Annotated in this window: 8 protein-coding genes; all 8 read right to left on the bottom strand. The window is 69.4% G+C overall.

The window, feature by feature from the left end:
• Positions 1 to 2,114: Ig-like domain-containing protein (locus tag D7Y11_RS05730; RefSeq protein WP_233607206.1), on the bottom strand; the 2,114-nt coding region annotated here is incomplete at its 3' end.
• Between the two features lie 341 nt (positions 2,115 to 2,455).
• Entirely contained in the window at positions 2,456 to 3,691 is a 1,236-nt protein-coding gene (gene ftsA / locus D7Y11_RS05725; RefSeq protein ID WP_120566811.1) for a cell division protein FtsA, read from the bottom strand.
• 41 nt (positions 3,692 to 3,732) lie between these two features.
• Positions 3,733 to 4,590 carry a cell division protein FtsQ/DivIB gene (locus D7Y11_RS05720; RefSeq protein ID WP_120575419.1) on the bottom strand — a complete coding sequence of 286 codons (858 nt, stop codon included), beginning with the start codon at positions 4,588 to 4,590 and terminating at the stop codon, positions 3,733 to 3,735.
• Between the two features lie 134 nt (positions 4,591 to 4,724).
• Positions 4,725 to 5,681 (bottom strand): D-alanine--D-alanine ligase, encoded by a 957-nt coding sequence (locus D7Y11_RS05715; RefSeq protein WP_120575420.1) that lies wholly within the window; start codon positions 5,679 to 5,681, stop codon positions 4,725 to 4,727.
• A complete protein-coding gene (gene murB, locus D7Y11_RS05710; RefSeq protein ID WP_126933198.1) occupies positions 5,678 to 6,610 on the bottom strand; it encodes a UDP-N-acetylmuramate dehydrogenase in 933 nt (310 codons plus the stop codon). Before murB ends, D7Y11_RS05715 begins: the two co-directional genes overlap by 4 nt.
• A 3-nt stretch (positions 6,611 to 6,613) precedes the next feature.
• Entirely contained in the window at positions 6,614 to 8,038 is a 1,425-nt protein-coding gene (murC, locus tag D7Y11_RS05705; RefSeq protein WP_126933197.1) for a UDP-N-acetylmuramate--L-alanine ligase, read from the bottom strand.
• Complete coding sequence (gene murG, locus D7Y11_RS05700) at positions 8,035 to 9,186, bottom strand: undecaprenyldiphospho-muramoylpentapeptide beta-N-acetylglucosaminyltransferase (RefSeq protein ID WP_120575423.1); 1,152 nt, start codon at positions 9,184 to 9,186, stop codon at positions 8,035 to 8,037. The genes murC and murG overlap by 4 nt, the downstream gene beginning before the upstream one ends.
• Positions 9,183 to 10,346 (bottom strand): putative lipid II flippase FtsW, encoded by a 1,164-nt coding sequence (gene ftsW, locus D7Y11_RS05695; protein WP_120575424.1) that lies wholly within the window; start codon positions 10,344 to 10,346, stop codon positions 9,183 to 9,185. The genes murG and ftsW overlap by 4 nt, the downstream gene beginning before the upstream one ends.
• Positions 10,347 to 10,350 lie beyond the last annotated feature (4 nt).

The raw sequence follows: 10,350 nt of genomic DNA, 5'->3' as shown, positions 1-10,350 counted from the left end.
CCGCCCGTCACCGTGACGGGGCCATAGCTCTGCCCACCCAGCGTGAACGTGACGGACGTCGCGTTCGCCGCCGTGCCAGACACCACCACGTTGGTGGGGTTCGTCACCGTCGAGCCGTTGGCCGGCGCGGTGATGGCCACCGTCGGACCGGCCACCGTGAAGGTGCTGGTCGCGGCCGTGCTGTTCGTGGTGCCGTTGGTGGACACCGCCGACACCGTCTGTGAGCCATTGGCCAGCGGGCCGGGCACCGTGAACGTCCAGTTGCCGCCCGTCACCGTGACGGGGCCGTAGCTCTGCCCACCCAGCGTGAACGTGACGGACGTGGCGTTCGCCGCCGTGCCGGACACCACCACGTTGGTGGGGTTCGTCACCGTCGAGCCGTTGGCCGGCGTGGTGATGGCCACCGTCGGCGTCGCCGCGGCGGTGATGGTGAAGGTGTTGGTATTGCTCGGGGCGCTCTCGACGCCAGCGGTCACCGTGACCGCGTAGACGGTGTGCGCGGCCACGCTCAGGGGCACCGCCGGCGTGAAGGTGAAGTTGCCCAACGCGTCGGACGTCACCGTAATGGGCTGGGGCTGGCCGTCGATGTAGATGCGGACGGTTTGATTCGGGCTCGGCGTCGTGCCCGTGATGGGGGGCGTGGTGTTCGACGTGGACGAACCATTGGCCGGGGTGAGCACGGTGGGAGCCGGGCCCTGGGTGATGACACCCGGGTTGCCCAGCGCAGAGCCGTAGGTCGCGCCATCCGGAGCAGTCGCCGTGGGCTGGGTACCCGCCGCGCCTCCCGCGACCGACGCGGGGCAGGAGTAGGCGCTGGCCTGCATGTGGATGTTGCCGCCGCCGCCGCCGCCGCCCGGGCCGTGCGGCGACTCCACGAAGGTGCTGTTGCCGCCGTTGCCGCCCTTCGCGGACAGCGTGCCGGCACCCGTGCACGCCAGGGCGCCCGTGAACCGCAGGGAGAGGGTACCGCCCGCGCCACCGCCACCCGCCGCGTCGTTCTGGGAGCTCGCCGCGGAGACGCCGTCCGCCGTGATGCTGCCCGCTCCCGCGAGCGCCGCGCCGCGCACGAAGACGATGCCGCCCGCGTTTCCGCCGCCGGTGCCCGTTTCGTCATTGCCGTGACCCGAGCCACCACCGCCGCCGAACAGGACGCGGGTCGCCGGGCTGAACAGCATCTGGCCACCGGGGAGGCCGCCCACCGGACGCGCCGGAGCGGTGTCACCGGTCCACGTCCGACCGCCGATACCACCCGCGCCGCCGTTGCCACCGCCACCACCACCGGAGTTGTGGCAGATGCCGCCACCACCGGCGTTGAGGATGTTGCCGCGGCCCGAGATCGGCGCGGTCTGCAAGAACACCGTAGGCGGCTTGTAACGGGCGGGCACGGGCCCCTCGCCCTTCATGGCGCCGCCATTGGGTTGCGACAGGTCATAGGCGTTCGCGGCGCAGTTGTCTCCGCTGCTGTTGAAGTACTCCGCGCCGCGGAAGCCCGCTCCCGTGGCGGAGATGGTGCCGTTGTTCGTCACCGTCCCCGTCGCGAAGAAGATGGCGACGCCACCCACGGTGTCGTTGATATCCGCGCTGGACCACGGCCGGGCGACGATGCTCGCGCCCGCGTTGATGGTCACGGTCGTGTATTCCGGCACCCGGATGGCCTGCGCCGAGGTGCGGGTGGCCGTCGCGTTCGTGCCGCCCGAGAACGCCGCCGTGAGCGGCGTGTCGGTGAAGGTCAGCGTATTGCCTGTGAGCGCCGTCACGCGCACGAACTGCCAGTTGCCCACCGCGTTCGTCGTGAAGTCGAACGGGCCCGTCGCACTGGAGGTGACCGTGCCCGTGAAGCCGGTGGACTGGTAGATCATCACCAGGTCGTCCACCGCGAAACCGGTTGTGTCCACCACGCCCACGGACGTGGCCCCCACAGCCGCGTTCGCCCGGAGTCGCGTGTACGTGTTGACGACCGTGTTGGCCGCGTTGACCGTCAGCGGGCCATCCGAACCGTTGCCCAGACCGAAGGTGTCGGGTTCAGCGTAGGCGGGTGGCGCCATCAGCACGGCACACAGCAGGGCCAACAGGCCCGCGGCCGAGCGGCGAAGTCCCGTGAGGGGCGTCAGCAACCGCGAAGTCTTTTGTGGAGTCATAAGGTCAGAGGCTCACCAGGAACGGAGAAATCCGTTCCGGGAGCCACGGGCTCCCATAGCAAGCCGGAAGCCATCCTCTGTCGAATTCCCGAACCGTCCAAATCCTGGAACTTGCACGATTGGCTGCCCGTACCCAGGGCGAGAGTCCGGAAGCAGGATCCAGATTCCGGAATCTGGAAAATGTCCGCGTCCAGGACGGACGCGTCAGCGTTCCCCTCTGACACGTCAATCCAGTTCCCGAACACAGCCCCCAGAAACGCGAAAGGGCCCCCGAAGGGACCCCCTGGCTCAGCGCGTTACGGACGCCGGAAACCGGACTAGAAAATCTCTTCCAGCCACTCGCGCATCCGGCCCTTCACCTTCTTGTAGACGTTGCCGTCCTCGCGGATGCGGAACATGCGGCGGTCCATGTGCTTGGCGCCGTAGACCACCAGGCCCACGCCCGTGGCGTACATGGGGCTCTTCACCACGTCCACCAGGCCGCCAATGCCGCGCGGCATGCCCCGGCGCACCGGCAGTCCCAGCACCTCTTCCGCCAGCTCCGGCATGCCCGCGAGCAGCGTGCTGCCGCCCGTGATGACGATGCCGGACGCGAGCAGGTCCTCGTAGCCGCACTTCTGGATCTCCCGGTGCACCAGCTGGAAGATCTCCTCCACGCGCGGCTCAAGAATCTCCGAGAGGATCTGCCGGCCCAGGACGCGCGGCTGACGGCCACCCACGCTGGGCACTTCAATCGTCTCGTCCTTGTTGATCATGGACGCGAGCGCGCAGCCGTACTTCTGCTTGATGCGCTCGGCCTCGTGCGCGGGGGTGCGCAGGCCGATGGCGATGTCGCTCGTCAGGTTGTTGCCGCCCAGGGCGATGACGGCCGTGTGGACGATGGCGCCGCCGGAGAAGATGGCGATGTCCGTGGTGCCGCCGCCGATGTCGACGAGGCACACGCCCAGCTCCTTCTCGTCCTCGCTCAGCACCGCCTCGGCGGAGGCCAGCGGCTGGAGCACGATGTCGGAGACGTTCAGGCCCGTGCGGTTGGCGCACTTGACGATGTTCTGCGCGCTGGAGACGGCGCCCGTGACGATGTGCACCTTGGCCTCCAGGCGCACGCCGGCCATGCCCAGGGGCTCCTTGATGCCGCCCTGGTCGTCGATGATGAACTCCTGAGGCAGGACGTGGATGACCTCCCGGTCCAACGGGATGGCCACCGCCTTCGCCGCGTCGATGACGCGCGCGATGTCCGCGTCGCGGACCTCCTTGTCCTTCACCGCGACGATGCCCTGGGAGTTGAAGCCCTTGATGTGGCCGCCGGCGATCCCCGTGTAGACGTGGGAGATCTCCGCCCCGGCCATCAGCTCGGCTTCCTCCACGGCGCGCCGGATGGACGACACCGTGGCCTCGATGTTGACCACGACGCCCTTGCGCAATCCCTTCGACGGATGCGTGCCGATGCCGATGATGTCGATACCGCTATCGGTCAGCTCGCCGACGATGGCGCAGATCTTCGTCGTGCCGATGTCGAGGCCGACGATGATCTCCCCCGACTTCTGCTTCGCCATGAATCCTCCCAGGCTCCCTCACTTTCGTGAAGGAAGCATCCTCACTGCGTCGAGTCCCCGCTCCGCACGGAGTCGGACCCACTCGAAAGCCTCACCGCCACCCAACCCGGTCGGGCACGGTTATCCAAGCGAATGATCGCGGCCGCAAGCCCCCTTGTGCTGAGCTCGCGTCGAACGCGCGCCAGCCGCTGGAGCTTGACTTCCGTATCGCCAGCACCGAGGCGCACCTCCTGCCCCGTCGCCGTCACCAGCGCAAGCCCGGTGTTCTCCAGGCGCACTTCAGAAAGCCGCTCGGATCGCCCGGGCAACAACCGCGCATAAGCACGGGTTACATCCAGCGCGTCGCGGAACTTCGAACGCACCGCGTCCGGGTCCGCCACGTACGCGTCGCGCTCCATGCCCGTGACGAGCGGCAAGTCCAGCCCGTCCCCCGGGGTGACGCGCTTGAAGGGCTCGCCCTCCTCGTCCAGCACGTACAGGTCGCCCAGCACCGCCAGCGCCGCGGGTGCGTGCTCCGTCACCTCCACGGACACGCCGCGCGGAAACCGCCGCGTCACCTCCACCGTGCGCACCCAGGGGTGCTGCCCCATGGACCGCGCCAGCGCGGCCGGGTCCAGCGTCCACAGGTTCTGCCCCGCCGTCAGCCCGGACAGCTTCAGGAGCTCCGGGCGCGACGCGCGCTCCAGGCCGGAGAAGTTCACCGACTCCAGCGCGAAGCGCGGCGACACCACCGCCCAGGCGCGCAGCTCGATGCCGCCCCAGATGAGCCCCGCCGTCGCCACCGCCAACCCCAGCGCCTTCGCCACCGACGGCCCGTGCGAACGGACCGCGCCCGTCACCGCGTCATTGCGCGGTGCGGCGTCCAGGCGGCGGCGATTCTTGGATTTTCCGAAGGCCATGACTAGGGAGGCGCATGCTGCGTGCGGACGTCGAACCACGCCAGTTTTTGGCTACAGCCACGTCGCTGTAGCGGCGTGGGGGGACCACCCCGGCCTGCAAGAGACCGGAACTCCAGGAAAGAACGCGGAGCGGCTCAAGCCTTGAGCGAAGCGCCCTGGAGCAGCCGCTCACAGAGGGCCGGGAAGTCGATGCCCCGCCCCGCCGCGATTTTGGGCAGGAGGCTGGAGGCCGTCATTCCGGGCAGCGTGTTGATTTCCAGCAGGAAGACGTCGCCGCCTTCCGTGACGATGACGTCCGAGCGCGAGCCGCCGGAACACCCCAGCGCCTTGTGCGCGCCCAGGGAGACCTCGTTGACGCGGGCGTACAGGTCCGGGGGCAGCGGCGCGGGGAAGAGATACTGAGTACCGCTGCCGGCCTTGTACTTCGCTTCGTAGTCGTAGAACTCGCGGGCGGCCTTCACTTCGATGACGCCCAGGGCCTCGTTGTCCAGCACCCCGCCCTGGACCTCACGGCCCTTGATGAACTGCTCCACCAGGAGCGTGCCCGCGTGCTTCGAGGCGTCCTGGACGGCCGCGGTGTAGTCCTCGCGCGTCTTGCAGATGTGCACGCCCACGCTGCTGCCCTCGCGGCTGGGCTTCACCACCACCGGGAAGGGGAACGGCAGCCGGTCACCTTCCGCGAGCGCGGCCTCCGCCGAGTCGAAGGCGCGGTAGGGGGGCGTGGGGATGCCGCGCGCGACGAAGATCTCCTTCGCGTACACCTTGTCCATGCCCACGGCGGAGGCCATCACGCCGCTGCCGGTGTAGGGGATGAACATGGCCTCCAGCAGGCCCTGGATGCAGCCGTCCTCGCCGAAGCGGCCGTGCAGCGCGAGCCACGCCACGTCCACCTTCTCCGCGATGAGGCGCGCGGGCAGGTCCTTGCCCACGTCGATTTCCACCACGTCGTAGCCCAGCCCCTTGAGGGCGCCCGTCACCGCGGCGCCCGTGCGCAGGGACACCTCGCGCTCGCTGGAGAGGCCGCCGTACAGCACGCCGACGCGCTTCGCCTTCAACTCAGCGGGGGTGAAGCCTCGGGGACCGATGCTCATGGGAGGAAGACTCCGACGAATTTGACTTCGGGGTGCATGACGACGCCGGTGGCTTCCTTCACCCGCTCCTGCATCAGGGTGATGAGGCCCCGCACGTCCCGAGCGGCAGCGCCGCCCAGGTTGACGATCCAGTTCGCGTGCAGGGTGGACACCTGCGCGCGCCCCAGGGTGTGCCCCTTCAGGCCCACGAGTTCAATGAGCCGCCCGGCGTGGTCGCCCGGCGGGTTGGTGAACACGCTGCCGAAGTTGGGCTGACTCAAGGGCTGCGTGCGCTTGCGGTAGCCCAGGTCCGCGTCCATGGCCGCCTTGCTGGCCACGACATCGCCCTTGGGAAGATGGAAGCGCACGCGGGTGACGATACCTCCCGCGGGCAGTGTGGCGTGACGGTAGGTGTGAGGCACCTGCGCTTTGTCCAGCCACCCCACCCCGTCCGCGGTGGCGACCTCGATGGCCTCCACCACGCGGAAGCACTCGCCGTTCTTGGTGCCGGCGTTCATGGTGACCGCGCCGCCCAGGGTGCCGGGGATGCCCGCGAGGAACTCCGCGCCCACCAGGCCCTGCGCGCGCATCACGTTGACCAGCCGGGCAATGGCCGCGCCCGTGCCCAGCGTCACCCGGCCGTCGTCCGGGCCCACGTCCAGTCCTTCCGGGAACAAATCCGGGGGCAGCTTCACGGTGAGCCCCGGCACTCCGCCGTCGCCCACCAGCGTGTTGGCCCCGCCGCCCAGCACCGTCACGGGGATGCCCTCGTCGCGGGCCAGGCGCAGCAGCTCCACCAGCGCGTCCGGTGAACGCGGACGCACCAGCGCCTCCGCGGGGCCGCCCACGCGCACGCTGATGAGCGGCGCCAGGGGCTCGCCCGGCTTCACGTCCAGGCCCGGCAGCCGCGCCACGCGCGCCGCCAGCGGTGTCACCTCGCCCGCCTGCATCCCCTACCCGCCCTTCGCCGCGCCCATCAGATTGAGCAGGTCCGGGCCCACCTGGGTGATGTCGCCCGCGCCCAGCGTGAGCACCAGGTCGCCCTCGAGCACGCGCTCGTGGAGCGCCTTCGCCACGTCCGCGCGCTTCTCCACGAACGTCACGTCGCGGTGGCCGTGCGCGCGGATGGCCTCCGCCAGCGCGTCGCCGGTGGCGCCGGGAATCGGCTCCTCGCCCGCCGCGTAGACGCTGGTGACGAAGAGCACGTCCGCGTCGTTGAACGAGGTGGCGAACTCCTTCATCAGGTCGTGCGTGCGCGTGTAGCGGTGCGGCTGGAAGGCGGCCACCACCCGGCGGCCGAAGGCGCGGCGCGCGCCGGACAGCGTGGCCATGACCTCCGTGGGGTGGTGCCCGTAGTCGTCCACCACGGTGACGCCGCCCACCTCGCCGCGCACGGTGAAGCGGCGCTGCACGCCGCCGAACTCCGCCAGCGCGGAGCGCACCGTCTCCAGCGGGATGTCCATCTCCTCCGCGATGGCCACCACCGCCAGCGCGTTGAAGGCGTTGTGCGCGCCCACCATGCGCACGCGGAACTCGCCCAGGTCCTCGTCCCGGCGGAAGGCGCGGAAGGTGGTGGTGAAGCCGTCCAGCGAGATGCCCTCCAGCCGGTAGTCCGCCATGTGCGAGCTGCCGTACGTGACGAAGCGCTTCTCGATGCGCGGCAGCAGGGCCTGGACGTTGGGGTTGTCCAGGCACAGCACGTTGAGGCCGTAGAAGGGAACGCGGTTGCAGAACTCCACGAAGGCGGACTGGAGTGTCTCCAGGTCGCCGTAGTGGTCCATGTGCTCCGGGTCGATGTTGGTGACGACCGCGATGGACGGGTGCAGCTTGAGGAAGCTGCCGTCGGACTCGTCCGCCTCCACCACCATCAGCTCGCTCTTGCCCAGCTTGGCGTTGGAGTCGAGCACGTTCACCTTGCCGCCCACCACCGCCGTGGGGTCCAGGCCCGCCGCGGACAGCACCGTGGCCACCATGGACGTCGTCGTCGTCTTGCCGTGGCTGCCGGCGACGGCGACCGCGTACTTCAGGCGCATCAGCTCCGCGAGCATCTCCGCGCGAGGGATGACGGGAATCTTGCGCTGGCGCGCCGTCACCACCTCCGGGTTGTCCTTGCGCACCGCGGAGGAGATGACCACCACGTCCGCGTGCACCAGGTTGGACGCCTTGTGGCCCTCGTAGAGCGTGGCGCCCAGCTTCGCCAGGCGGCGGGTGATGTCGCTCTCGCGCAGGTCCGAACCGGAGACGCGGTAGCCCAGGTTGAGCAGCACCTCCGCGATGCCGCTCATGCCGATGCCGCCCACGCCCACGAAGTGCACGTGTGCCGCGTGGCGCGTCTTGAAGAGGCTGCCGGGCTTGTTGCTGACGGTCTTGCTGCTCATGCCTTGCTCCCGGGTGCCTTCTTCACGTCCTTCTGTCCGCGGTCCCGTCCGCCCGGGCCCCAGGCCTGGGTGGTCAGGTCCACGCACACGTCCGCCAGCTCCTTCGCCGCGGCGGGGCGGCCGAAGATGCCCGCCTTCTTCGCCATCTGCTTGAGCTTCGCGGGGTCTGTCATCAGGCCGCGCAGCGTTTCCGCCAGCTTCTGCCCGGTGAGCTCCGACTCGCGGAACATGATGGCCGCGCCCGCGTCCACCAGCGCCCGGGCGTTCACTTCCTGGTGGTTGTCCGTGGCGTGCGGGAAGGGCACCAGGATGCTGGGCTTCTTGCACACCGTCAGCTCCGCCAGGGACGTGGCGCCCGCCCGGCAGATGACCAGGTCCGCCTTCGCGTAGGCGGAGGACATGTCGTCGATGAACTCCACCACCTGCGCCACGTCCGCGAAGCCCTTGTCCGCGTAGCCCTTCGTCACGTTCTCCAGGTCCAGCTTCCCCGTCTGGTGGACGATGTCGAGCTGCCCCTTCACGTCGCCCAGCGAGTCCAGCGCCTCCAGCACGCGGTTGTTGAGGCCGCGCGCGCCCAGGCTGCCGCCGAAGATGAGGACGGAGAACTTCTCGTGCGCGGAGCTGCTGCGCAGGTAGTTGTCCATCAGCTTCTTGCGGATGGGGTTGCCAATCATCTGCACCTTGGCTTCCGGGAAGTGGTTGCGCGCTTCCTCGAAGGAGGTGAAGACGACCTTCACGATGCGGCCCAGCACCTTGTTGGTGAACCCGGGCAGCGCGTTCTGCTCCTGGATGGCGGTGGGGATGCCCATCAGCCACGCGGCCAGCACCACCGGGCCGCTCGCGTAGCCGCCCACGCCCACCACCACGTCCGGCTTGTGGCGCGACAGGATGCGGAACGACGCGAGGAACGCCATGGGCAGCGCGATGAGCCCCTTGAGCAGGCCGATGAATCCCTTGCCCTTGAGCCCCTGCACCTTCACCAGCTCCAGCGGGTAGCCCTCCTTGGGCACCACGCGCGCCTCCAGGCCCTTCTCCGTGCCCACGAACACCACTTCGTTGGCGGGGTGGCGAGTGACGACCTCCTCCGCCAGCGCGATGCCCGGGAACAGATGGCCACCGGTGCCGCCGCCCGCGATGAGCACCTTCACGCCGTCACCTCCCGCAGGTCCGTCGTGCCCGCGCGCACCGGCCGCGACGCGCCCTGCGTGTTCGCGCTGAGCGACAGCAGCACGCCCGCGGAGCCCATCAGCACCACCAGCGACGTGCCGCCGTAGGACACGAACGGCAGCGTCAGGCCCTTCGTGGGCAACAGGCCCATGGCCACGCACATGTTCACCGTGGCCTGGAACGCGATGATGGAGCTGATGCCCAGGCCCAGGTACGTGCCGAAGGTCTCCCCCGCCGCCAGGGCCGCGCGGATGCCGCGCCACAGGACGATGGCGTACAGCACCACCAGCAGCCCCACGCCGATGAGCCCCAGCTCCTCACCCAGGATGGAGAAGATGAAGTCCGTGTGCGCCTCCGGCAGGAAGAACAGCTTCTGCCGGCCGTCCCCCAGGCCCAGGCCGGTGATGCCGCCAGAACCGATGGACATCAGCGACTCCGCCACCTGGTAGCCCACGTCGTGCCGGTGGGCCCACGGGTCCAGGAACGCGAGGATGCGCTTCATGCGGTAGGGGCTGGTCGCGATGGCGACGAAGGCCAGCGGCAGCGCGAGCAGGATGGAGCCCACCAGGTACGACAACTTCGTGCCCGCCGCGAACAGCAGCACGAAGAGCATGAACACCAGCAGCACGCTGCTGCCGAAGTCCGGCTGGAGCATGCACAAGAACACCAGGATGCCGCACAGGGCCAGGTGCGGGAGGAAGCCGATGGAGAACGTGGCCACCTTCTCCCGCTTCTTCGCCAGCGAATAGGACAGGTAGACGAGCCACGCGAACTTGGCGATTTCGGCCGGCTGCAGGCTGAAGCCCGGCAGGCGGATCCACCGCCGCGCGCCGCCTGCCGTGGTGCCGATGCCGGGGATGGCCACCGCGATGAGCAGCACGATGGCGACGAGCAGCAGCGGGTACGCCAGCCGCGCCAGCTTCCGCCACCCCAGCTTCATGGCCACCGCCATGCCCACCAGCCCCAGGCCCGCCGCGGACAGCTGGCGCTTGAGGAAGTAGAGGCTGTCGCCCAGCTTGTCCTGCGCGAGCACGGCGCTCGCCGAGTACGTCATCACCAGGCCCAGCGTCACGAGCGCCAGCACCGCGCAGAGAAGAATCGGATCGAACCGCACGGGGGCGGTCGGAGGAGAGGTCTTCATCACG

Source organism: Corallococcus sp. AB018, assembly GCF_003986945.1.
In the GTDB taxonomy this organism is placed as follows: domain Bacteria; phylum Myxococcota; class Myxococcia; order Myxococcales; family Myxococcaceae; genus Corallococcus; species Corallococcus exiguus.
This window is presented reverse-complemented; position numbering and strand designations above follow the sequence as displayed.

Excerpts from the sequence above, each read along its gene's own strand:
- murB (WP_126933198.1), bottom strand. The coding sequence starts at position 6,610 with ATGCAGGCGGGCGAGGTGACACCGCTGGCGGCGCGCGTGGCGCGGCTG.
- murC (WP_126933197.1), bottom strand. The coding sequence starts at position 8,038 with ATGAGCAGCAAGACCGTCAGCAACAAGCCCGGCAGCCTCTTCAAGACG.
- D7Y11_RS05715 (WP_120575420.1), bottom strand. The coding sequence starts at position 5,681 with ATGAGCATCGGTCCCCGAGGCTTCACCCCCGCTGAGTTGAAGGCGAAG.
- ftsW (WP_120575424.1), bottom strand. The coding sequence starts at position 10,346 with ATGAAGACCTCTCCTCCGACCGCCCCCGTGCGGTTCGATCCGATTCTT.
- D7Y11_RS05720 (WP_120575419.1), bottom strand. The coding sequence starts at position 4,590 with ATGGCCTTCGGAAAATCCAAGAATCGCCGCCGCCTGGACGCCGCACCG.
- ftsA (WP_120566811.1), bottom strand. The coding sequence starts at position 3,691 with ATGGCGAAGCAGAAGTCGGGGGAGATCATCGTCGGCCTCGACATCGGC.